Source organism: Gordonia sp. NB41Y, assembly GCF_030718915.1.
GTDB lineage: Bacteria > Actinomycetota > Actinomycetes > Mycobacteriales > Mycobacteriaceae > Gordonia > Gordonia desulfuricans.
This window is the reverse complement of the sequence record NZ_CP132196.1, coordinates 5,159,906-5,182,237: the sequence shown is the minus strand read 5'-3', so window position 1 is coordinate 5,182,237 and position 22,332 is coordinate 5,159,906. Positions and strand designations below refer to the sequence as shown.

22 protein-coding genes and 1 pseudogene are annotated in these 22,332 nt (G+C 66.1%); 9 read left to right on the top strand and 14 right to left on the bottom strand.

Annotation, left to right across the window (positions count from 1 at the left end; translation table 11 throughout):
- The first annotated feature begins 89 nt into the window (after positions 1 to 89).
- From efeB to efeO, 3 genes and pseudogenes are all read left to right on the top strand, one after another.
- Positions 90 to 1,405: pseudogene (gene efeB, locus Q9K23_RS22660) on the top strand (iron uptake transporter deferrochelatase/peroxidase subunit).
- A gap of 123 nt (positions 1,406 to 1,528) precedes the next feature.
- The gene (efeU, locus tag Q9K23_RS22655; protein WP_053777545.1) at positions 1,529 to 2,425 is read left to right on the top strand and encodes an iron uptake transporter permease EfeU; all 897 of its coding nucleotides are present in this window, start codon (positions 1,529 to 1,531) and stop codon (positions 2,423 to 2,425) included.
- Between the two features lie 45 nt (positions 2,426 to 2,470).
- Positions 2,471 to 3,646: an iron uptake system protein EfeO gene (gene efeO / locus Q9K23_RS22650; protein ID WP_152972789.1), complete on the top strand. Its 1,176-nt coding sequence runs from the start codon at positions 2,471 to 2,473 to the stop codon at positions 3,644 to 3,646.
- Between the two features lie 451 nt (positions 3,647 to 4,097).
- Here efeO and Q9K23_RS22645 read toward each other — a convergent pair whose 3' ends face one another.
- A complete protein-coding gene (locus Q9K23_RS22645; protein ID WP_053777546.1) occupies positions 4,098 to 4,457 on the bottom strand; it encodes a hypothetical protein in 360 nt (119 codons plus the stop codon).
- 54 nt (positions 4,458 to 4,511) lie between these two features.
- On the bottom strand, positions 4,512 to 4,664 hold the full coding sequence (locus Q9K23_RS22640) for a hypothetical protein (RefSeq protein ID WP_020790294.1): 153 nt from the start codon (positions 4,662 to 4,664) through the stop codon (positions 4,512 to 4,514).
- Positions 4,665 to 4,781: 117 nt separating this feature from the next.
- On the opposite strand from Q9K23_RS22640, the gene Q9K23_RS22635 reads away from it, so the two are divergent.
- From Q9K23_RS22635 to Q9K23_RS22610, 6 genes are all read left to right on the top strand, one after another.
- A complete protein-coding gene (locus Q9K23_RS22635; protein ID WP_020790295.1) occupies positions 4,782 to 5,039 on the top strand; it encodes a hypothetical protein in 258 nt (85 codons plus the stop codon).
- 71 nt (positions 5,040 to 5,110) lie between these two features.
- Positions 5,111 to 5,341 carry a hypothetical protein gene (locus tag Q9K23_RS22630; RefSeq protein ID WP_020794806.1) on the top strand — a complete coding sequence of 77 codons (231 nt, stop codon included), beginning with the start codon at positions 5,111 to 5,113 and terminating at the stop codon, positions 5,339 to 5,341.
- Between the two features lie 39 nt (positions 5,342 to 5,380).
- Positions 5,381 to 5,677: a hypothetical protein gene (locus tag Q9K23_RS22625; protein WP_020794804.1), complete on the top strand. Its 297-nt coding sequence runs from the start codon at positions 5,381 to 5,383 to the stop codon at positions 5,675 to 5,677.
- A 479-nt stretch (positions 5,678 to 6,156) separates the two neighbouring features.
- On the top strand, positions 6,157 to 6,306 hold the full coding sequence (locus Q9K23_RS22620) for a hypothetical protein (protein WP_160319603.1): 150 nt from the start codon (positions 6,157 to 6,159) through the stop codon (positions 6,304 to 6,306).
- 109 nt (positions 6,307 to 6,415) lie between these two features.
- Positions 6,416 to 6,640, top strand: coding sequence for a hypothetical protein (locus tag Q9K23_RS22615; protein WP_020794807.1), 225 nt, complete (start codon positions 6,416 to 6,418; stop codon positions 6,638 to 6,640).
- Between the two features lie 236 nt (positions 6,641 to 6,876).
- Complete coding sequence (locus Q9K23_RS22610; protein WP_020794801.1) at positions 6,877 to 7,299, top strand: hypothetical protein; 423 nt, start codon at positions 6,877 to 6,879, stop codon at positions 7,297 to 7,299.
- 28 nt (positions 7,300 to 7,327) lie between these two features.
- Here the strand turns inward: Q9K23_RS22610 and Q9K23_RS22605 are convergent, their stop codons facing one another.
- The 12 genes from Q9K23_RS22605 to Q9K23_RS22550 form a co-directional block, all read right to left on the bottom strand.
- Complete coding sequence (locus Q9K23_RS22605; protein WP_020794803.1) at positions 7,328 to 7,693, bottom strand: hypothetical protein; 366 nt, start codon at positions 7,691 to 7,693, stop codon at positions 7,328 to 7,330.
- Positions 7,693 to 7,953 (bottom strand): hypothetical protein, encoded by a 261-nt coding sequence (locus tag Q9K23_RS22600; RefSeq protein ID WP_020794802.1) that lies wholly within the window; start codon positions 7,951 to 7,953, stop codon positions 7,693 to 7,695. The genes Q9K23_RS22605 and Q9K23_RS22600 overlap by 1 nt, the downstream gene beginning before the upstream one ends.
- Positions 7,950 to 8,975, bottom strand: a complete 1,026-nt coding sequence (locus Q9K23_RS22595; protein WP_053777547.1) for a hypothetical protein — start codon at positions 8,973 to 8,975, stop codon at positions 7,950 to 7,952. Before Q9K23_RS22595 ends, Q9K23_RS22600 begins: the two co-directional genes overlap by 4 nt.
- 3 nt (positions 8,976 to 8,978) lie before the next feature.
- Complete coding sequence (locus Q9K23_RS22590; RefSeq protein ID WP_152972776.1) at positions 8,979 to 10,370, bottom strand: hypothetical protein; 1,392 nt, start codon at positions 10,368 to 10,370, stop codon at positions 8,979 to 8,981.
- A gap of 1 nt (position 10,371) precedes the next feature.
- The gene (locus Q9K23_RS22585) at positions 10,372 to 12,006 is read right to left on the bottom strand and encodes a hypothetical protein (protein WP_305950289.1); all 1,635 of its coding nucleotides are present in this window, start codon (positions 12,004 to 12,006) and stop codon (positions 10,372 to 10,374) included.
- 3 nt (positions 12,007 to 12,009) lie between these two features.
- Positions 12,010 to 12,387, bottom strand: a complete 378-nt coding sequence (locus Q9K23_RS22580; protein ID WP_020794752.1) for a hypothetical protein — start codon at positions 12,385 to 12,387, stop codon at positions 12,010 to 12,012.
- A gap of 214 nt (positions 12,388 to 12,601) precedes the next feature.
- Positions 12,602 to 12,892, bottom strand: coding sequence for a hypothetical protein (locus Q9K23_RS22575; protein ID WP_053777551.1), 291 nt, complete (start codon positions 12,890 to 12,892; stop codon positions 12,602 to 12,604).
- Positions 12,893 to 12,914: 22 nt separating this feature from the next.
- Positions 12,915 to 13,232, bottom strand: a complete 318-nt coding sequence (locus tag Q9K23_RS22570) for a hypothetical protein (RefSeq protein ID WP_020794748.1) — start codon at positions 13,230 to 13,232, stop codon at positions 12,915 to 12,917.
- Positions 13,229 to 14,272 (bottom strand): gp11 domain protein, encoded by a 1,044-nt coding sequence (locus tag Q9K23_RS22565; RefSeq protein ID WP_020794755.1) that lies wholly within the window; start codon positions 14,270 to 14,272, stop codon positions 13,229 to 13,231. Before Q9K23_RS22565 ends, Q9K23_RS22570 begins: the two co-directional genes overlap by 4 nt.
- A 69-nt stretch (positions 14,273 to 14,341) precedes the next feature.
- The gene (locus tag Q9K23_RS22560; RefSeq protein WP_020794754.1) at positions 14,342 to 15,928 is read right to left on the bottom strand and encodes a hypothetical protein; all 1,587 of its coding nucleotides are present in this window, start codon (positions 15,926 to 15,928) and stop codon (positions 14,342 to 14,344) included.
- Positions 15,925 to 16,770 carry a hypothetical protein gene (locus tag Q9K23_RS22555; RefSeq protein ID WP_020794756.1) on the bottom strand — a complete coding sequence of 282 codons (846 nt, stop codon included), beginning with the start codon at positions 16,768 to 16,770 and terminating at the stop codon, positions 15,925 to 15,927. Before Q9K23_RS22555 ends, Q9K23_RS22560 begins: the two co-directional genes overlap by 4 nt.
- Position 16,771: 1 nt before the next feature.
- A complete protein-coding gene (locus tag Q9K23_RS22550) occupies positions 16,772 to 22,318 on the bottom strand; it encodes a hypothetical protein (RefSeq protein WP_305950288.1) in 5,547 nt (1,848 codons plus the stop codon).
- Positions 22,319 to 22,332 lie beyond the last annotated feature (14 nt).

Below are 22,332 nucleotides of genomic sequence, written 5' to 3'. Positions count from 1 at the left end.
AGCATGGTTGGGACAGGATGCGCTCATGGCCTCAATGTTCGATGGTGCGCCCCGCCGGCCGGCGACGGGCGCGATGACCGGTTGTCCCGGTGAATGAGAACGCGGCCCCGGACGCTCCCAGCGGGTCTCGGGTACCGCGGTTCTCGCGGCGCGCACTCCTCGGGGCGGCCGCGGGTGCCGGCGTAGCCGGAATCGCCGCCGGCGTCACCGCGACGGAAATCGCCGGCGCGCGCACCCCGCAGCCGCCGTCGCAGGTGGTGGCCTTCCGGGGCGACCGGCAGGCCGGGATCATCACCGCCGCCCAGGACCGGTTGCATTTCGCCGCCTTCGACGTGATCACCACCGATCGCTCACAGCTGGTCGCCCTCCTGCAGCAGTGGACGACGGCGGCCGAACGGATGACGCGGGGTGAGGAGACCTTCGAGAACGGGGCGGTCGGGCTCAGCGACTATCGGCCGCCCACCGACACCGGCGAAGCGCTCGGCCTGGCCGCCTCGTCGCTGACGCTGACGATCGGCTTCGGCCCCGGCCTGTTCGGTCCTGACGCCGAGAACCCCACTCGGCCCGACCGGTTCGGCATCGCCGCACGTCGGCCCGCCGCCCTCGCCCGCTGCCGGTCTTCCCCCTCGACGAGCTCGAACCTGCACGCTCGGGTGGCGACATCTGCATCCAGGCATGCGCCGACGACCCCCAGGTCGCGGTCCACGCGATCCGCAATCTCGCCCGGATGGGTTTCGGCGTGGTCAGTGTGCGCTGGTCCCAGTTGGGTTTCGGCCGTACGTCGAGTACCTCCGTCGACCAGCAGACACCGCGAAACATGTTCGGCTTCAAGGACGGTACGGCCAATCTGAAGGCCGAGGAACCCGAGCAGCTCGACACATGGGTGTGGGTCCAGCCCGCCGACAATCCCGCCGCCGCACAGTGGATGACCGGCGGCAGCTACCTCGTCGCCCGGCGGATCCGGATGCACATCGAACGATGGGATCGGGCCTCGCTGTTCGAGCAGGAGCGGGTGATCGGCCGGTCCAAGGGAGAAGGTGCACCGCTCGGACAGTCCGGCGAGTTCGATGCCCCCAACTTCGATCTCAGCAATGGTCGGAGCCCGGTGATCGCACGCGACGCACACGTGCGCCTCGCCCACGCCGACAACCTCGACGGCGTCCAGATCCTGCGCCGGGGATACAACTTCACCGACGGCAGTGACGGTTTCGGGCACCTCGACGCCGGACTGTTCTTCATCGCGTTCTGTCGCAATCCGGCCGACCAGTTCGTCCCCATGCAGCAAGCACTCGCCGCGAAGGACGCCCTGGGCGAGTACATCACCCACAACGGGTCGGCCCTGTTCGCCTGCCCGCCCGGTGTCGCTCCGGGGCACTGGTGGGGACAGACCCTCTTCGAGTCCTGAACACCCGCACGGCCTTTCGCGGACGCCCTCGTGCGCGCGGGGGTGCCCCGTATGTATGCCCACCCGTGAGAATTCCCACCCGCATGAATTCCCGGCGAGACCACGAGAGGAATGCCACCGGCGATGATACTTGCCAGTCCATCCATCCCTGCCCAGTTGTTCGGCAGCGGATTGATCGGTGTCCGTGAGGGTTTGGAGACCGGGATCGTCGTGATGGTCCTGATCGCATTCCTGGTGAAATCCGATCGCCGGGATGCGGTGAAATGGATCTGGCTCGGCGTGGCAGGGGCCGTCGCGATGGTCGTCGCGATCTTCCTGATCATCCATTTCGGTACGTCGACGGTGAGCACCCTGACCGCCGAGCTGATCGCCGGGCTGGCGTCGTTGCTCGCCGTCGCCATCGTCACCTTCATGGTGCTGTGGATGAGCAAGGCATCCGCGCACATCTCGTCGGATCTCAAGGCGGGGATGTCCACGGCGCTGCTCAGCGGCGGATGGGCGGTCGCCGGGATGGCATTCCTGGCCGTCGGGCGTGAGGGTTTCGAGACCGCGCTGCTGATGGTGGGCTATGCCGAGAGCGTGTCGGGCGGATTGTGGCCGCTGCTGGGCCTGCTCCTCGGTGTACTCGTCGCCATCGGTGTGACGGTGCTGCTCTATCGAGGAGCCGTGCACCTGAACTTCCACGAGTTCTTCCTGTACACCGGGATCTTCCTGATCTTCGTCGCGGCCGGAATCCTCGGCTACGGCGTACACGCCCTGCAGACCGTCGGGTGGCTGCCCGGCGGCGCGAACCTCGCCTTCGACATCTCCGCCCACTACGACCAGTCGTCCTGGTACGGCACCTTGGTCGCCGGGATCTTCAACTTCCGGCCCGATCCCACGGTCGCGCAGGTCGTGGCGTGGACCCTCTACGTGGTCGTCGTACTGACTTTGTTCCTCCGTGCGAATCGGATTCGGCCAGCAGCCCGGCCGTCCGATGCGCCGTCGCAAACCCCGGCAACTCCCGATGCCGGTATCTGAAAGGAATACACAAAGGTGAACAAGAGAATCACCGTCCCGGCGCTGATGTTGGCGGTGACGGCGCCGGTCGTCCTTGCGGGCTGCACCGCCAAGCAGAGCGACGACGAGGCGATCGCGGTCACCTCGACCAACGACTCCTGCGAGCTGGCGAGCACCGAGGCCACGACCGGGCTGATCAACTTCAAGGTCACCAACAACGGCTCGAAGATCACCGAGTTCTACCTCTACGGTCAGAACAATCGTGTGCTCGGCGAGGTGGAGAACATCGGACCGGGCCTGTCGGGAAACCTGACGGTGGAGGTCGTCGACCCGGGGACCTACACGGTCGCCTGTAAGCCCGGAATGGTCGGCACCGGAATCCAGAAGCAGATCACCGTCACCGGTGAGAAGAAGGAGAAGTCGCAGGCCCCGGCCGACGTCAACGCGGCCAAGGAACGCTACCTCGACTACGTCCGCGGACAGATCGACGGTCTGGCCGCCCAGACCGAGATCTTCGTCAACCATGTGAAGGCCGGCGACCTCGACGCCGCCCGGGCACAGTTCGGTCAGGTCCGCACCTTCTACGAGCGGGTCGAGCCGGTCGCCGAGTCCTTCCCGGAGCTCGATCCCGCGATCGACATGCGGTGGGACGACACCGGCGACGGCGCAGATCCGTTCACCGGCTTCCACCGCATCGAGCGCTACCTGTGGCCGCCGCAGCCGCAGGAGATCGGCGACGGTGAGGGTCAGATCGCCCCGGCCGACGCCGCCGACGCCAAGACCGAGGACACCGCGGCCAACATCGAGAAGATCGCCGACGACCTGCTGGCCAACGTCAACAAGTTGAAGGAGGAGGTGAACAAGCCCGACTTCACCTTCGAGGACCGGCAGTTCGTCCAGGGGCCGCAGGCGCTGATCGACGAGATCGCCGCCACCAAGGTGGGTGGCGAGGAGGATCGATACTCGCACACCGACCTCTGGGACTTCGCCGCCAACGTCGACGGTGCCGAGACGCTGATCGCCGAGATGCAGCCGATCATCTCCGCGAAGAACCCGGAACTGATGAACAAGATCACCGAGCAGTTCGCCGACGTGCGCACCGCGATCAACCAGTTCCGTGAGGGGGACGGCTACGTCTCCTACACCGAGGTGACCCCAGAGCAGCGAAAGTCGCTGTCGGACAAGATCGACGCCCTGTCGGCCACCCTCTCGGAGGTACCCGGCATCGTCCTGGGGTCCTGATCCGGGGTCACCGACACCGGCAGTGATCGTCGAGGCCAGTGATCATCGAGGACGGTGATCGTCGAGGACGACAGGGAGCCCGCCACGTCGGTGGCGGGCTCCCTGCTCTCCACTACACACCTTGCTCGAGGCACACCTGTTCGCCATCGGTCTCGACCGACCGGCGAACCGAGTTGCCGTGCCCGAACCGAACGCCCGGTCACGGCTACCTCCAGAGACCTGTGGATCTCACGAGAAAGGCCCCGCCACCAGCATCTCTGCTGGTGGCGGGGCCTTCGTTGCTCCCCCAACTGGACTCGAACCAGTAACCGTTCGTTTCCATCCCGCCGTGGTCTCACGATATGGCAAGTCCGCCGCGCGGCGTCCGTGCTGGTCTCGGCGCCGCACTAGTTCGCATAGGTCTGGGGCGACCTCGCCAATCCAGCCATTTCCGGTGGGTAAAAGGTGGGGCCTACGTCTGCCGGAACACCCCGCCGACGCACTCGTAGTGTTTGCCGTCGAAGTCGAGGTCGGTGACACCGCCACACGGGTCGCCCTCGGGGTCCAGGTCGAGCTCGTCGAGCTCCGGTGACACAACTTCCGGCGACTCGCCCTCCTCGGTCTGCACCTCAAGGGTTGGCTCGACCGCGGTCGGCGTGCTGCTGTCCGCCTCCGGGGTCTCCGAGGTCGTTGTCGTCGCGACAGTGGTGGTGCTGGGTGCCGACGGCGATGACGAGGTGGCCGGACTCTCGTCGGCGGAGGTGCTGCCGCATGCCGAGGCCAGGACGACGGCGGCGATGGCTCCGAGGGCTGCCACGAGGGGTCGCTTCATGCGCGGAGCATATCTGCTGAACGGCCCGACCCCCGTGAGGGTCGGGCCGGATGGTCAGTGGGCGGTGATCTGGTCAGCGGTGATGATCCCGAAGGCTCCGCAGGACTTCGTCTGGAGCCGCTCGATGGCCTGTCCGAGGTCTCGTGCCTGGCACTCGATGTGGCGGGGGCCGTTGGTGGTGGTGACCTGGGCGGAGTAGGTGATCATTGTCTGGCCTTTCGGTTGGTGTCCCTTGCTTGTGTCTCAACGTTAGCATCCCGCGGGATGCTTCCACAAGGGGTAGCACGAACTTTCTTGCGCCCCGCAGGATGCTAGAATCAGCCCATGCTCCACTTCCTCAGCGCGAAACAGATCAGCACCCGCACCGGTGAGCCCTACGGCACCGTCAAAAGCCTCATCAGCAGACGTCTGACCGGCGCAGACAACGGATTCCCCGAGCCCGACATCGCCGTGGGCGAGGCCGTCGAGGGCGGTGGTCGTGGGCTCACCTACGGGTGGGCGCCCGACGTGATCGACCGCTGGCACGCCGAGTACGCGACGACCAAGGGGCATTCCCGGGCTCGGAAAGTCGAATCGGACTAGGGGTTGTGCAGCATCCCGCAGGATGCTACAGTTGAGTCATCACCACGGAAGACCAACCGAAGGAGCCCGACATGAACGCCAGCGGAAGCCACCTCTACGACTACTCGACCGCCGAAGACCTCGGTCCCGCCACCGACGCGCAGATCGCCTACATCGCCGCCGACGACCAGTCGCGCGCCGACAATATGGCCACCGGTGAGAAGGTTGACGACAACGCGGCCGGCGTCTTCTGGATCGACGCCCATGGCAACCCGGTCCACCAGTCCTCCGGGGACCGGGTGCGCGCCGTGTACATCGTCTGACCCACCCGCCAACCCCACACACACCCCGAAGGAGCACCCGTGAACGTCAAGACCATCCCCGCAGGCAAGGGCCGCGCACGCATCGTCGTCGACGGCACCCAGGTCGCCGTCGTCGAGCGCCGCACCCGCCCCGTCTCCAACATCGTCGAGGACCGCTCGGTGGCCGGCGGATTCAGCCACACCAAGGGCGGATACCCGGAGTCGACCTCGACCACGGTCGTCAGCACAGAGACTGGGTGGGAGGTCGTGGCGCACGATCTCCCGGGCGCCGACGTGATCGCGTCCGGCCGCACCCGTAAAGAGGCCGTCCAGGCGTACGTCGACAAGTGGCTGTGACCAGATGAAAACAGCGCCCCCGGACCATCAGGTTCGGGGGCACTGTCACATCGAAGGCCGGCCACGAGGGCCGGATCTGACTTCAACTGTCGGGCGGAACGCCAACGACCATCCCTCAACGAAGGCCCGGCCACGAGGACCGGATCTCGCGTCGACTTCTGAGTCGAAATTCAACGACCATCCCTCAACGAAGCTGTCACCAACAGTAGCGGGCGGTCACCCGGGGCCGCTAGTCGTCTGACCGATCGACTCCCGCGGGCCGCGCATGGCTGATACCGTCAACGGCGTGGTCCTCGGTCTCCGCCGGGCTCCATTGCAGGCAGAGTGACCGTTGCTGAGCACGTGGGCATCACTGCCCACGGTTCTCCCGACCTCGGTCGGGCTCCATTGCAGAGTACTTCTCGCGGTGCACGAGAGAGCGATCTCGAAGCACTTTCCCGGCGGAGACCGAGGGCCACGCCTATTTCTCAGGAGTCCCGATGACCTACCACCCCCGCGATCGTGTCCGTGTGATCGAGCTCGACGCCCCCGGCTGGGTGGTGGGTGACCTCGGTGAGCTGGTCACCGTCGACCTCGTGGACGGGGATCGGATCTCGGTCACACCCGTGATGCTCGAGCACCTGGACTGACGCCGCCAACGACGAAAGCCGCCCCCACCCTCGCGATGAGGATGGGGGCGGTGTCGTTCTGGAGCCATATCTTTTAAACGATATGGCTCCGGTGTCGTAGTGTCGGCGCGTGACTGATCGGGATGTGCTCGATGCCGCGGGCCGGGAGTTGCGTCGGCGGGCCCGACGTCGGCAGGCGGACGAGATGCTGGCCGACGGTGGCCGGTGGTCGCCACCAGACCCGGTACTGGAGGCCCTGGCGGTGGAGTGTGACGACGCGATCTACGGGCGGGGCGAGGCTGCGGATCTCACGGACAGGTTGGCCGAGGTGCTCGGGGATGGGTGGGAGCCGTGAGCAACTGTTACATCTCGTGTAACAGTGATCCAAGCCTCCTGACCCCCAACGACAAAACCGCCCCGACCGTGATGGCCGGGGCGGTGTCGTGGGTGGGTGGACTTCGCGTTATGGGCGGGGAACACCTTGTGGGGCGTAGAGTTATAGCTACGTCGGATTTCATACCTGGCGGGCACCCGCCAGCGGCCCCGATGAAGCAATGGCCACACGCACTGCGGTCAGTCAGGTGAACTCTCATGATCACCACTTCCCGAATTCTCAACACAACCCCACGCAGCCATCTCTATGGGAAGGGTCGCGACTACCACCGAGCACGACCAGGACACTCCGCCCGCCCAGAGATCATCGTGTCGAGCATTCAAGAAGAAGATGCCCGACACGTACCCGGGGACCTGCTCGCAGAATGGGACATCTTGTTCCACGCCGACACAACCACCGAACACTCCATTGGTGACCTGGTAGCCCGCCGGACCGTGCGGCGCGCCCGCCACTCACGAACATCGGTCCTCGATGGCGACTCACACCCCATCATTCTGCTAGCCACCGACATACCCCGCTCAGCCGCAGCCGACGTGTGGCAACGAGTGTTCTTGGCGGCCGAACGCGGCGGAACCCTGTCCGATGTGCTGCTCGAGGCCGACACCACACGCCGACCGTGATGGTCGGGGCGGGGAGGCGGGCGGGGGGTCAGAGTCCGCGGTACCGCAGGATCGGCGTCACATCGACAGAGAACGCCTGCGATCCGTCATTCACCGTGAGCGCGACGGGCAGGGCCTCGGTGCGGAGCAGGGTTGTCCCGTTGTGCACGCCGTAGCGGTCGATGACGGTGCCGTTGGCCACCGTCGACGCCGGCACCGTGATCGTGCCCGTCGACCCGATGATCTTGGCCCAGTCGTAGCCGTCTTCGGTGACCTTTGCCGCCGATCCCCAGGTGGTGTCGGCGTAGACGGTGCCGACGCGGGTGGTGCCGACGTACAGGCCGATCCGGTTGCCGAGGGCGGCGATCGCGTTGGCACACGCATTGCGGTGAGTGTCGGTGTAGGTGCTGGCCATCAGATGGTCCTTTCAGCGATGTAGATCGGGATCGGCGGGTCCGGATAGCGGCCCGCAGTGAGGGAGTAGGCGTGCTCGGTGGCGTCGGCCTCGGTACGCATGGTCAGGACCTCGCCGCTCCTGCGGGCGCGGTACTCGCTGTCGCCGACCTCGGTCCACGAGTCGGTGACGGTGTCGGCCCACTCACCGTTGAGCAGGAACGCGGTCGGCCAGTAGTCGTCGTGGGGTGGCGAATCAAATGCGGTGGGATCGACGATCATTGGCCCGCCCTCACCCATGCTTGGCCTCGTGCTCCCTTGACTCCGTTGCCGGCGGCGGCCGCACCGCCCTGCCCACCCGCCCCCGGTACACCCGAGTTGGCGGCACCGCCGGTGTAGGTGACGCCCCAGAAGGTGGTGTCGCCGGGTGATTCGCCGGTGCGTGACCCGCCGGTCCCCGCACCACCCGCACCGCCGACTGCGGTCAGCGTGCCGACGCCGGTGATCGTGGCGGTGGTGGCCGACCCGGGCGATGAGTTGTTGGGGAACGCGCCACCGTTGGTCCCCGCACCACCGTCACCGACGGTGATGCTGATCGCGATGACAGTCCAGCCGATGTCGACACCACGCACGAGACGGACAGTCGACCATCCGGCAGCCTTCCCGCCGTTACCGGAGAGCACGAACCCGGCACCGTTACCACCGCCACCCCCACCGATCAGGACGATGTCGACCCACAACGCCCACACCGGGATCGTGAACGTCGAGGTACCGACCGTGGTGAACGCGACCGTCCACGGCGCATCGACCGGCGCGCGGAATCCGGCTGTCGCGAGGTCCCCTGTCCCGCCGGCGTCCCGGACGGTCATGCTCGGCCGGAGCGTGGTCAGATCACCCAGCAGCGCATTGTCCCGGCCGGGCACCGAGGGTCGCGCGGTCGCACGGTCTGCGGCCGCACCACTGTCGGTGCCGCGCACACCGAGACGAGCAGCACCGTCGGCGACACCGGCCTCCCGGATCGACAGCCTGGGGAGCACGGTTGCCGCGTCTCCGAGCAGCGCGCCGTCGCGCGCCACCAGCCGCGGCGTGATCACCGCGCGGCCACCTGAGGCAGCGTTGTCCCGGGCCGGAGTGTCGAGGGTCGTGACCGCCGAGCCTGTGGCGACCGCATCATGTCCGGCTGAGGATTGCGGCACCCACCACCACCCGCGATGGACCTCGGCGGGTTCCGGGTCCGGGCCGTCGACGGTCCAGCCCTGGCGGACGGACTGCTCGGTGATCGGCCCGTCAGGCGTCCAGGTCATGGATCACCACTGGTAGTAGAGGACGACGCCCCCGGCCTGAGCCGGGGTCGAGCCGACACCGCCGGCTCCCAGTCCGTGCGTGAAAGAGGTTGCGCCGAACTGGATGCTGGCCGCTGACACGTTGCCGCCGGTGCCGCTGGACACACCGGAGAAACTTGTGTGCCCTCCGTAGCCGCCGACACCACCATTGCCGCCACCCGACCCTGTCGCGTCACCGCCCGCACCGCCGGGACCACCATCCTTGGATGCGGCCGTGCCGGCCGTGCCGACAGCACCGGTCGCACCGTCTGACCCGCCGGCGGCTGCCCCCGCGGCCCCCACAGTGCCGGCCGTGCCGCCAGTGACAGTGTCGCTGGCGCGGAGGATGATCGCCACCTCGACCAGACCTCGACCGCCTTGTCCGCCAGCTCCACCAGAGCCCTGCCCTCCGCTGCCCCCGGCACCACCAGTACCGCCGGCGTTGGTTGTTGCGCCGCCGCCGACGACGCCGTTGGATCGTCCACTTGACCCGGAGCTCCCCGCACTCCCGGCTGAGCCATTGTTGCCACCCTGGCCTCCATCACCACCGGCAGTCCCATACCCGCCCCAGCCTCCCCGGCCGCCATCTCCGTGGTTGGCGAGGTTGCCCGCCGCGCCGGTGTATCCATTTCCGCCGCGCCCGCCCGTGCCGCCAGACCGGCCCGCCGCCCCGTTACCGCCCCGTCCGCCGCCGCCCTGGATCACCCAGGCGCGGGCGTACCGGAGTCCGTCCGGCCTCGTCCAGGATGTCCCGGGAGACAGGAGATCCCAGGTGGCATTGTTGATCTGGGCCTCCCGGTACTTGGCGTCGTCGATCGGGACAGTCGACGTTGCCCCCCAGCCGAAGAAACCCCCGGTCACCGAACCGAACCAGGCCCATCCGGAGAGACTGTTGCAGGCCAGCGTCTTCCCGTTGGCGGCGAAGTGATCACCCGCGATCCACGACGTCTGCACCACGGTCTCGCGGGAGCCGAAGTCAACCATCGCCGTCAGCTTCACTTGGATCACCAGATAGGGCTCAGCCTGGATGTAGACGTTGGCCCACCGGTCCGAGGGCATCGTCGTGGTGAAGGTCTTCGTCGCGGCGCTGGACGTGTTCGGCCGGATAGTCACCGACACAGTCGACCCAGACCTGCTGATCTGCATACTGTTTGAGCCAGAGGCCCCGTTGACGGTAGCAACGCCGCCGTCGCCGACCCACACCGACAGCGCAAAGTTTCGGCTGTCGCTCGACGCCAGGGTGGCCGATCCTCCTTCGGCCGCGATCCGCTGAGTGCCAGACTGTGCCACCAGCCATTTCGACGCCTGGTTGACCGGCTTCTCCCATGAGGACGGATCGGTCTGTGTCGCCCAGCTCCGACGCAAGAGGTAGCCCATGTCAGGTGTACTTTCCCAGGACCGAGATCGACATGTTCGCCATCAATGAGGTCGCCTCGGTGACATAGAAGGTGATCCGGTCGCCCTTGACCACAGTGAGATTCAGTCCGCTGACCGACCCCGAGTTGCTCCCACCGGCCCATGTATAGGTGTGGATTGCCGTGCCGTTCCTCCTGATCTCGACGACCACCTTCGTCCCCGAGCCGTTGGACAGATGGTCCGACGAATAGAACATGAACTCGTTGATCTTGCCGCCAAACGGCATCCCGAACCCGAGCGGGACGTCGTTGAATCCCACGGCGACCGGCCCGGCTGCGACGTAAACTTCCTGCCCCCAACGGGTGCCGCCGTCACCAAAGATCGAGTTGAGAATGTCCTGGATCGCCGCATTGATCGCCGCCACGATCGCGGCAGCGAACGAGCCGATCCCGTTCATGCCGTCGACGACGGCCTGCACTGCGGAATTCGTCGCTCCGGAGATTCCGGCATTGAGGCCGGCCAGGCCATCCTTGACCGCCTGGACCACCGAGTTGATCGGGGTGACCGACCCTCCGTCGAACAGCTCGCCGATCTGGTTCAGGACAGTCTGCTGGGTGCCGACGACGGCTCCCACGAGGTTGGGGAGCGGAGACGACACATGCCCGCCGGACAAGATCGTCTTGATCTGGGTGCCGAACGTGACGACGTCGGCGATCGCGTCCTCGATGGTCGCCCGCGCCTGCCCGGTCAGCTTCTCGATCAGGTCCTTGATCCAGGCCAGCGCACCTTCGATGTCATCACCGAGGTCACCGAGAGCGGTCGTCAACCCCGAGATCCACTGCTGCGGCAGTGAGGTTGCGGTCTTGCGCAATGTGACGTCATCCCACCACACCGTGCCCGCGGTCAACGCGGCCTCGACCGCGAGACGAACCCGCACCCCCGTCACATTCGCCGCGACCGTGTGATTGCCCGACAGGGAGACGAACCCAGTCGACGATGCCGGTGGCGAGGTGATCGATGAGATCACAACCTCGGGCAGCGCGGTGTCACCGACGAACGGCATCACCACCAGCCGCATACACGGCCCGGTACCCGCCGCCCCCGACCACTGCACCTTCCCCGCGAGCGCGAGCGCCTGACCCTCGGAGACCGCCACCAGCTCCGACGTCAACACCTTGCGGGCACCGTCGCCAGTCGTGCGCGCCGACCCACCACCGACCGACGCATCCCACACCCACACCCCGCCGCCATCCATCGACTCGGCATCGGCGAAGTCGCCGAACCCGGTCAGCAGATTCGGTCCCGGCTGAGACGTCAACTGCGACAGCGACAGTTGGGGGATGCGGGCCATGTCGATCAGGCCCGAAATCCCCGGTCTCAGCACAGTGTTCACCCACGTGCCCAGATCGTCGAGATCACCGTCCTCACGGCCGGTCAACACCTCGATCAGGTCACCCAAGATCGGGATCGACCCGAAGAACTCCTGGAGCTTCGCCTCGATCTCGGCGACGGTGTCGAAGTCCGCCGGGTCCACGTGAAAGAACTCGCCCAGCATCTTCGCCAGAGGCGCGATGACCAAGGCGTCCAGCATCTTCCGCTGCATCTCCTCGGCCAGATCGGCCGACGGCTTGCGGCCGCCCGGGTAGCGCACAGGCATCGGTCAGTCTCCTCCGTCGCGCCGCTGCTCACGCAGTAGCGTCCTGATCAAATTGGCCAGCGTCACCGCGAGGGCGAAGTAGAGAATCCAGCGGATCTCGTTGCGCCACGGGTAGTCCGAACCCGACCACGCAGACACCGACACCTGCGCGCCGAACAAGGTCAGCGCGGTCGACATGTAGAGCACCGCACGGCCCGCGTGCGTCGCCGTCCAGTGTGACCGCAGACCGTACAGCAGGGTGAACACACCAGCCAGCGAGGCGATCGTCACGATCAGCGCGTTCGCGCCAGTCCGCGCATCCACGTCGACCCAGTCCAGCACCGGCAGCAGCAGCGCGCCCGCCGCGACAGTCACCACCGCCCCACCGATCGCCCGCATCATGCAAATCTCCGACGCATCGCCCGCTCAATCCCTTCGCCAAAGTGGTTACGTTCCTGCTGGTCTCGGCCGATTGCCGCCAGTCTCTCCGCCTCGCCACGCCGCGACTGCACCTCACGCAGCCCGGCCACCTCGACGTCCATCTCGGCGCGCGCCTCTCGGATCTTCGCCGCTCGGATCTTCGCCGACTCGCACGGCCTACTCCACGGCCACCGCATCAGGTCTCCTCCTCCTGGAGGTGGAGGGCCTGCTGCAACGCCGCGGCGGCCAACGTGCCCGAGCGTGCCGCATCCAGCAGTAGTCCGTTCTGCCTCAGAAGCTCGGACGACTTCTCTCGATTGACGTCGAGTGCGGCCTGGAGGTAGGTGATCTGGGCGTCCTTGTCCGCGATCTCCCGGTCATGGGTCGTCCGCGGGATCAATCTTCCGGTGAGCAGTAGGACCACCGCCACGGCGAGGAGCGCCCCCGTGGAGATGTCGCCCCACGGGAGTCCCGGAATCTGATTCACGACGCCACCTCGTCAAGCCCGGTCACTCGCCACCACGCCGATGTCGGCCGCCAGCAGCCACGATGTCAGCGGCCTGCTCGACACGGTCGATACCGCGCGGGGTCAGGCCGTTGCGCGTGTTGAGGACACCGAGGGTGGTGAGGACCGCGATCGCCGAGGCGATACCGGTCTGCACCTGCACCGGGATGTCGACACCGTTGGCGACGAGCAGCCACACGATCAGCGACACCGCGCCCACCGCGGATGTGGCCGCGTTCGCGAACCTCCGGTACCACGGTTGTTCCTGCAGCTGCGCACGCAGTTCGTCGACGATCTCCGACTCGGGGATGGGGGTGATCACTGGACGTCCTTCCGGTCGGAGGTCACAACACCACTCGGATGCCATGTCGCGGTTCGTTTCTCGAACTCCTGCATCCGGCCGCCCTCGGCGGTCGGGGCCTCGCCAGTGAGCGGCCATCCCCATCCGGCCTCGAACTTGTCGGCGGCGAAACGGTCCAGGATCGCTCCGTGCACGACCACCCCATCTGCGCCGTACTTGCGGTAGATGACGCCTCGCTCGAACGCCTGAATGTCACCGACACCCTTGATCACGGTGTGCCGCTCGGTCGGCAGCCCCAGCGGGCCAGCCGACGAACCGACCTTGTTGTACGCCTCCAGGATGTGGTTCGGCACCGCGACCGCCCGATCTCCGGCCGCCTTCCCCGCACGCACCAGCGGATGCCAGTAGACGCGCCCGCCGACGAAGTCGGCGTACTTGCCGCCCGGCGCCACAGTGTCGAGCTCACCAGTCTTGCGGGCACCGATCCAGGCCGCTGCACGCTTCGCCTCTGCGTCGATCTCATTGATCACCGGCGCAGCCTGGAGTCGGCCGTCGAAGTACCAGTAGTCATGGAATAGGCCGTCATTCCACGCGCGCGCCCCGTCGTAGAGGAACACGCCGTTACCCTGCGACTCCCAGTCCACGCCGCGCGCCGACTGCACCACCGGGCCGCCCGGCCTGTCCATCGTCATCAGCGTGCACGCAGTGTGGGAGTAGATGCCGCCGCCGCCATGCTGGAGGCCGACGAGCATGACCGGCGCGAACCCGAGGGTGGCGAGCTTCGCCCGGGCCGCCGAGAGACTCGAGCCCAACCGTTTGAACCCGATGTTGTAGACGACGGCGTAGTCGAGGCGGAAACTCTCGGTCGATCCGTATCGGTTGCCCGACCAATCGGTCCGGCCTCCGTACCAGGCACCAGTCTGCAGCACAAGCCCCGAACAGTCTGTCGACTGTCGAGGGTTGGTGGTGAACGCCTCGCCGTAGCCGTAGTACAGGCCATTGCGAGCGCGCGCTCGGTCATGGACCTCCTGTGCTCTCGCGGGGGTGATGGTGATCGTCATGACGCCTCCTCTAGGCATGGCATGGAAATATCCCCACACCCGGACGGGCGCAGGGTGTTTCGGGTCTGGTCAGACTGCGTTGGCGACCGCGTCGGCGAGGGTCCCAGCCTCGCCGAACAGGCCGAACAGTCGGTCCCACGGCCCCTTTGCCTTCTTCGACTTCCCCACGGTCGGCTCCTCGATGAGGCCCTTCCCCGGCTCGTGGGAGATCGCCACCTCGGACACGTACTGCTCGACGACGAGACCACGGTCGTAGAAGGTGACAATGTCGCCGAGCTGGTACCGGCGCGGGGTGTCATTGTCGGCCCCGAAGCTGATGCCTCGGCCGTCAGCGGTGCCTGCCTGCGCGGTGATCGTCAACGTCTCCGAACCCTGCTGCGCGAGGTCGTGATGCGCCACACTGTAACCCTCGATCGAGTGGCTCGCGGTGTTGTCCACGAAGCCCTCGGGGAACGCGTCGTCCGCACCGATCGAATCGCGGATCTCGCTCTCCCAGTAGACTTCATAGGCGAAGAAAATGTCATCAAACAAGTCTCCGACCACGACCGACAGGCCGCCGATGCCGGTCAAGCCAGGGATGGTCGCCAGCGCGGCGATGATGCCAGCGATGGCCAGATTGGCGCCGATCTCGATGATGTCGTTGAGGATCGCCGGGCTCTTGCCGCCGATGATCGACATGTACCGCTCAGGGTGCGAGCAGTTGTACTTGATGTTCTGAATCTGCCCACCGTCGGTGCGCCACTGCACGTTCTGGCGCTCACGCTTCTGTGCAGTATCGAAAACATAACCGGCGCGGTCCATGCTCAACGAGTACAGACCGTTGTTGAGCGGACTGAGAAGCCTTGACAGGTCGAGGAATCCGTCACTCGTCCGGTCGATGATCGACTGCAAGTTCGCGATGCTCGACGTGTTGAACACCTGCGGACTCGTGCCGTGGCCATCCCACAAGTCCACCTTCATGCCCATCTCCATGCGCTCAGCGGTCAACCGGAACAGGTCCTGCAGTGACGGGAATCGCGCGGCCATCGCGACCAGCCCCTCGGGGAGGTCCAGGATCAGATCGAGCAGGTCATCGAGACTGTCGATGTCGGCGAGGTTCGGCCAGTTCCAGTCCCAGTGGATCGGAAGCTTCGCATACACAGGCACATTCAGCCGTGTTGCCACCGACGCCAGGTAGCTCTTCATCACCGGATCAGGCTTGCCGAGCCGGATGTCCTGCTTGCCGGTGAGGTTGATCTGGATCTCGGGGAACAGCATGTTGTTGACCCATGCGTTCATCGAGCCCAGCCACCGCTTGTTGCACACCCCGGTGTAGGTGTACGGCGCGCGACCCGGCGCGCCGTCATATTCGACGGCCATCACCCGACCGGTCAACGCGTTGAGGCCGTTGTAGCCAGCACGGAAGTGCCAGCACGTCTCCTTGACCTTCCGCTGCGTCATCGACGCCACGAGCGGGTGATCAGGATGCAGCGAGAACGAGAACACCCCGGGATCGATCCCCCACGTCGGCCGAACGGTCGCCTTGAGGTACCGGCCGACCGGCCGCCAGGCGATCTTGCTGCCCGGCCCCGAGCCGACGCGCAGGCCGATGTCGAAGTAGTCGAACGCGCCATCCACCGTGTTCGGCCGCGCATATCCGGGCTCGGTGGTGGTCACAGGGCACTCCGATAGATCTGCGGCACAACTACCTCCAGCTTCGTTGCCCCGGTCGTCCCGGTGCCAGTCGCTGTCACGGGGATGTCGGTGTTCCGTGCCGGCGCCTGATTGCGCCAGCGATCATCCGCTCCGTCGGCGAGTATGTAGAGCGAGAACGTCTTGTCCACGCCGTCCTGGTCGGTGACCTGATACCAGTTCGGGTCGGTCTCGATGGTCAACGTCTTGCCCGCGGCCAGCGTTGGCAGATTCACCGCCTCGCCCGCAATGCCCAGCGTCGGCGAGGTGATCGGGCCGGTGAGCCGGAACCACGGCCACGAGTCGACAGTGCCGTGGTTCGCCACCTTCGCGCCCGCGAACTGGGCGGCGGTGAACGTCGACGTGATCGGCGGTGCGCGCCAATCCGACTCGTCAGACTGGAACGTCAACTCGTCGCGGAAGAAGCCTGCATGCTGCACCTTCTCCCAATCGGCGGGGCCCTTCTTCGTCAGCCGAATCGCCTGGAACCGACCAGCGCCACCGGCGTCGATGACCGTCAGGCTCATCTCATTGTCGCCCCGGCGTACCTCGCCCTCGCCGATGCCGTCACGCCACGCCGACAGGATCTCGACCGCGTCCTGACCCTCGAGCCCGATCTTCCACGGCTCCACCTTCACGACCATCTGGATCTGCCCGGCCTTGAAATCAGAGCCGACAACGGTCACGCCACGCTGGCCGACGCCATGCAGTTCTTCGAGGCCGAACTCAGCGCCGTCGATACCCTTGATCGACTGCAGCCCAAGAGGACACGTCGAGCTGAAATCCCACTCGCGGCCATTCAGGTCAGTGAGCACATAGGTTGCCACGTCAGCCCCCGAACTTCATGTCGGCCAGTTGCGGCTCGTTCCAACCCTGCGGCTTGCTCTCCGAGGTCACCGTCACGTGAATGTCCTTGCCCTCCTTGACCGCCCAGATCAACTCCTCGAGCTGCTGCGAGATCTGGCCACCGAGATCGCCGACAACACCAGACAGATACGAGGTGTCGGTCGAGTTGGTCGAGATCCGCGGGGTGATGTTGCCGAGATCGACCTCACCGGTCGCGAGCATCTGGCCGTACGGCTCGAGCGAGTTGTAGGCACTGAATCCGGCGCCGACGCCCAGGCCGACCCAGTCGTACCAGTTCTTCGGCGCCATCGCGTCGCGGTCGTCGTCGGCGTAGCCGGCGAACCCGGCCGTCCCTCCACCGTTGAGCCCCTGCAACTGACCAGCGTTGAGCTGCTTGAGGAATGCCCGCACGCCAGGTCGTTCAGCTACGCCCTTGCGGATAATCTCCTCGCCGGGCGTGAGCATCGCCGGGACGATGTCGGTGCTGCCGATGCCGGGCACCGTGCCGCCGGTGTTGGCGTGCACCACTGTTGCACCCTTCGACTTCACCTCCTGCAGCTTGAGTTCGGCCGTTCGCTGCTTCTCCGTCGCCTGGGTGACGTCGTTCTTCGCCTTCGTCACCGCGAGTTCGGCCGCCTCCACCTGCGACGGCTTCGACTTCGGGTTGGCCTTCACCTCCTGCAGCTTGAGCTCTGCGATCCGCTGCTTCTCCTTGGCCTCTTCGAGCGACCGCTTGGCCTCTTCGAGCGCCGACTCTGCTGCCGAGATCTGCGACGGCGACGACGGGGAGGTGGTCTTCCCCTTCGACTTGCCCGTCCCCGACCTACCGGTTCCCTTGCCGGTCGAGGTGGTCCCCTTGGCGCGCAGTTCCTGCAGCTTCAGCTCCGCGGTGTGCTGCTTCTCGTTGGCCTGGGTGACGTCGTTCTTCGCCTTGACGACGGACTGCTCAGCGGACGCGATCTGCGACGGCTTCGACTTCGGGTTGGCCTTCACCTCCTCGAGTTTCATCTCGGCGATGCGCTGCTTCTCCGTCGCCTCGGCGACATTGCGCTTGGCCTCCTCGAGGCTGGATTCCGCGGCCGCGATCGACGATGCCGTGGCGGCCGTGGATGATCCTCCGGAGCCAGTCCCGCTCCAGTACTCGTCCCATTCCTTCTGCTTCTTGTACTCGTCGATCACATGGTCGCGGTACTTCTTCTCGCCCTTCCACCAGAACGGTTCGAACGGATTTCGGATCGTGAAGTCGAACAGTGTCGGATCGTCGGGCGGCTCGGTCTCGGTGGTGCTGCTGGTGGTGTCCGTCGTGCCGGTACCGCCAGTGCCACCGGGGAACTCGCTGGCCGATCCGGTAGAGATCGACGGCCCGAGCGTCGACAACATGGTGCCCGCCTCGGACTGCTTCGACTTGATCTCGTCGAGATACTCGGCGCGGCCGTTGGCTACCGCGGCCTCGGCAGACTCGGCCCCCGGCGCCTGCTGAAGCCAGAAGATGTTGGACCACATGTCTTCCGACCAGCCCTCGGACTTCTTCTTCTCGTCGAGCTTGTCGTAGAACCCGGTGATGTTGGTGTTCGGGTCATCTCGACCGTCGTAGGACTCGTCCTGCTGGAACACGCCATGCCACGCACCACCGCCGCCCTGGGCCTTCGGGTCCAGGTTGGACTCCTGGATGCCCGTCGACAGCACCGCGGTGATCTGCTCGTCGGTGTAGCCGCGCTTCCGTCCCTCGGCGATGATCTTCTTCGCCACGTCATCGCGCGAGGAGTCCGCGGTCAGGGTGATGTCGGCGTTCGCTGGGGTGCCGCCAGACCCGGCGCCGTAGTTGTCCGGGAGGATGATGTACGCGTGGTCGGAGAACTGCGAGTGTCGTGAACCGACTGTGCCGCCGTACTTTCCGTCGGAGAAGGTGGTGTTGTCCATGCCGCCACCCATCTCGAAATTGACGGACGCGCCGGACTTGCCGTAAAGGGTGCCCGCGGTATGCTCGATCGACCAGCCAACCTCATGTGCGGCGACACCCGATGGCGCGGTGCCGATCGTGTAGCCATGGGACGGCAGGAACGTCGAGAATGCCGCGGTCCCTGCCCGCTCGCCGGTGCCAGGCTGCATGTTGCCGTGGACGGCGTTGACCGCGATCGACTGACCACCGGAGCAGTCGGTGTTCCAGCCGTCACCCCAGTTGCCCAGCCCATACGTCCCGCTCTCGATGCCAGTCACGTACTGCGCGAGGTCGTGGACCTCGATGAGGCCTCCGGTGGCGAACCCGGGCAACGCGCTCTTGGGGATCTGCCGCTGGTTCAGCGCGTGCATGAAGCCGGGACCGTAGTAATCGACGGCCGAAGCCTGCTGGACGAACTCGCCGTTGGACCCCCACATGAGCACGCTGTCGGAGGTCTTAGTGCCAGGGCCGACGATCGGACCACCCGTCGCGTTCTGCGGCACCGCCCTGTTCTTGCGGAGGAATTCCTCCGACATGGGGACACCGGACGAGCCGAGGCCTCTCGCAGTAGTGTTGCCGTTGCTGTCGACGTAGTTGACGACGATATTCTTCTGGCCCGGCTCCTGCGCCTTGCGAACCGCCTCCCAGAACGCGGCGTCCTCGGGGTTGATGACGATCTTGCCGTTCGGCAGGGTCTGGGTCTTGATGCCGAGATCGTTCAGCTTCTGCATCACGGCAGGGCTGTTGTCATCAAGCTGCACATAGCCATTCGGCAGGGTCTCCACCTTGACACCGAGGGCTTCCATCGCGCGGATGACCTCAGGACTGTTGGTGTCGATGACCACTTTGCCGTCGATGACCGCGTACTTGATCTTCATCTCGTCGAGCTTCGCGCGCACCTCAGACGTGTTCTCGACGATCTTGAGGTTGCCGACCGGGAGCGCTTGTGCCTTGACGCCCAACGCATTCAGGCCGGACAGCGCGTACTCCATGCCCTGCACGTTGAGCTGGGTGACGATACGCTCGGGGATCATCCCGTATGCGTCAGCGAGGGCGTTGGCCTTCTCGATCGGCATTCCCATGCCGACCGCCGCGTCGACGAAGGACTTTCGTTGCGCCACAAGCTTATCGCGCACATAGTCGAGCGACGATGCGACGTCCATGCCCATCGACTGCGCGTACTCGTACGCCGCCGCACCAACCTGATTGAAGGCCGACGCCTGGTCTTCCATCTTCTCGCGCAGCTCGCTGCCAGCCTTGGTGGTGGTGTCGATGTTCCCGCCGGCGTCCACGACCGCGGCACCGGCCGCCTCGTACTGCTCGGTGAAGTCGCGGATCGCATCATTCCACTCTTGGAGCGCCTCCTCCTGCGTCTGCGAGTCCTGATTCAGCTGATCGAGCGCCTTGACCAGCTTCTCGACCTTCGATGCGGCGCCGTCGGTGGACTCCTCGAACTCGACCATCGCGGTGGTCATCACGCCCGCCGCCTCAGCGGTGTTGTCGAAACTAACCGCGGTGTCGCGGTTGACCTTTGCGAGTTCGGCGGCCCGTGTGGTGGCGGCGCCGTACTGGTCACCGAGCTCGGCCAACGCCTTGGTCATGTCGTCCTCGACGAACATGTCTGCGCGACCCTGACCGTGCTGCTCCTGGTACGCCTTCAGCTTCGCCCGAACCCGGTCCCACGCCTCCGCGTTACCCGAGATCGCGTCGACCGCATCCTTGGACGAGATCCCCACCTCGCGCATGGCATCGGCCAGCTTGCGGGTGTCGTTGCCGGCGAACTGGATCTTCTTGCTGCTGTCCTGCACCGCCTTCGCGATGTCGTTGCGCAGCGCGCTCGTCATCTTTCCGCCGGACGCGACGAGCTGATCAGACCACGACGCCGTGGCTGCCGCAGCCTCCTGCGATGCCTGCTTATCCTTCTGCTTCTGCGAGATAAACAGCCCGAGCAGCACTGTTGCACCCATGATCGCAGCGCCCCACGGGCCACCGAGCGCACCCATCAGGCCAGACGCCGCACCTCGCACGGCGGTCATGCCCGCGGCGGCCGCGCCGGCAGCGCGCGGGAAGCGGTTGGCCTCGACGGCGGCGTTCATGAACGCGGTCTGCATCCTGGCGACGATCGGGACATGGTTGCCGATCCGCTGGATCTGCGCGCCGAACTGACCGATCGCAACCTGGCCATACCGGCTGGTCGTGACCACGCCGGACATCCCCGCCGAGATGCCGCGCATCCGATCAGATGCGCTGGTGATGATCGGAGAAAAGTTGCGGACCGCGTTGGCCATACCGGTGATATGCGAACCGGCCGTTGCCATCTGGGTGCCAAGGAGCCGCTGCGCGAGCTGCAGCCCGACGACGGCGGCGACCGCGGCCTGGATCGGCGCAGGCAGTCCCGCGAACGCCGACCCGGCGGTGGTCAGCACCTTGACGACCACGCCGAGGGCGGAGCCGAAGCCGGCGAGTACAGACAGGCCCGGTCCGGCGAGCAGGTCAACGAACGCCTTGGCCAGCGGCATCATCTTCTGACCGATGCCCGCCGACACCTCTTCGAATCGACCCTGCAGCCGCTTGAGCTTGTTGCCGAATGCCTCCGAGGTGCGCGCGACGTCGCCCTGTGTGACGGCGAGCTGGTCGAGCATCGCCACGTAGACGGTCTTGATGCGCTCGGTCTGCGAGAGGTCGCGGATCGAGTCGGTGATCCCGTGATTGAATGCCGTCTGCTTGAGCGTATTCTCTTGCAGCAGAACGCCGTACTTCTGCATCGGGCGGGACTGGCCAGCGAAGGCGCTGCCCATGTCCTCGATCATCTGCTGCGGGGTCACCGCGTAGAACGACGCGGCGTCGGCGGCCACCTCGGTCAGCTTCATCGAGAATCCGGCTAGCTTCTGCCCGGTCAATCCCGCGGCGGAGCCGAACGTGGCGAAGTCGAGAGCCGCACCCTGGGCGGCGCGCTGCGACATCGACATCGCCTGCACCGCACCCTTGGCCCAGTTCTGGATCGTCGACATGCCCTCGCCGAAGAAGATGTTCAGCTGGTTTGTCTGGGCGCCGAGTGCTCTCGCGTTCTGGATCGCGTCGGTGAAGAACTTGACCGTCCCGGCCGCGCCGGCAGTGATGCCGAGCGCGCCGAGCATCGTCCTGGTCTTGACGATCGCGGCCGTCATGCCGTTCATGCCCTCGGTCTGCTGCTTCATCTGCGAGGTCATGCCCGAGAATGAGGACGCCACCGCCGAGTTGGCCTGACTCAGCTGTCGTTGGGCTGACGTCAGTCGACTGGATGAAGAAATCGCCGACGCGCGTGCCGACGCGGCCGACGCCTCCAGTCGCATGAGCTGCTGCTGCGAGGCCGTACCCGATCGCCGGGCATCGGCCAACTTCTGCTCGGCGAGCGCCTGCCGCTGCAGAGCGGCGGCCGCGCGCGAGGATGCCGCCGCCTGGGCCTGCGCGAGCTCGGACACCGACTTGCCGGTCCGGCCGGCCTGCGACTCCGCCTGCCGCATCGACTGCTCGGCGCGCTGCATGCCGGCGGCGAGGCCCTGATCCTGCACCCCGAGCTGTGCCACCAGGCGGCCGATGATCAGCGACAAGAGGTCACCTCCAG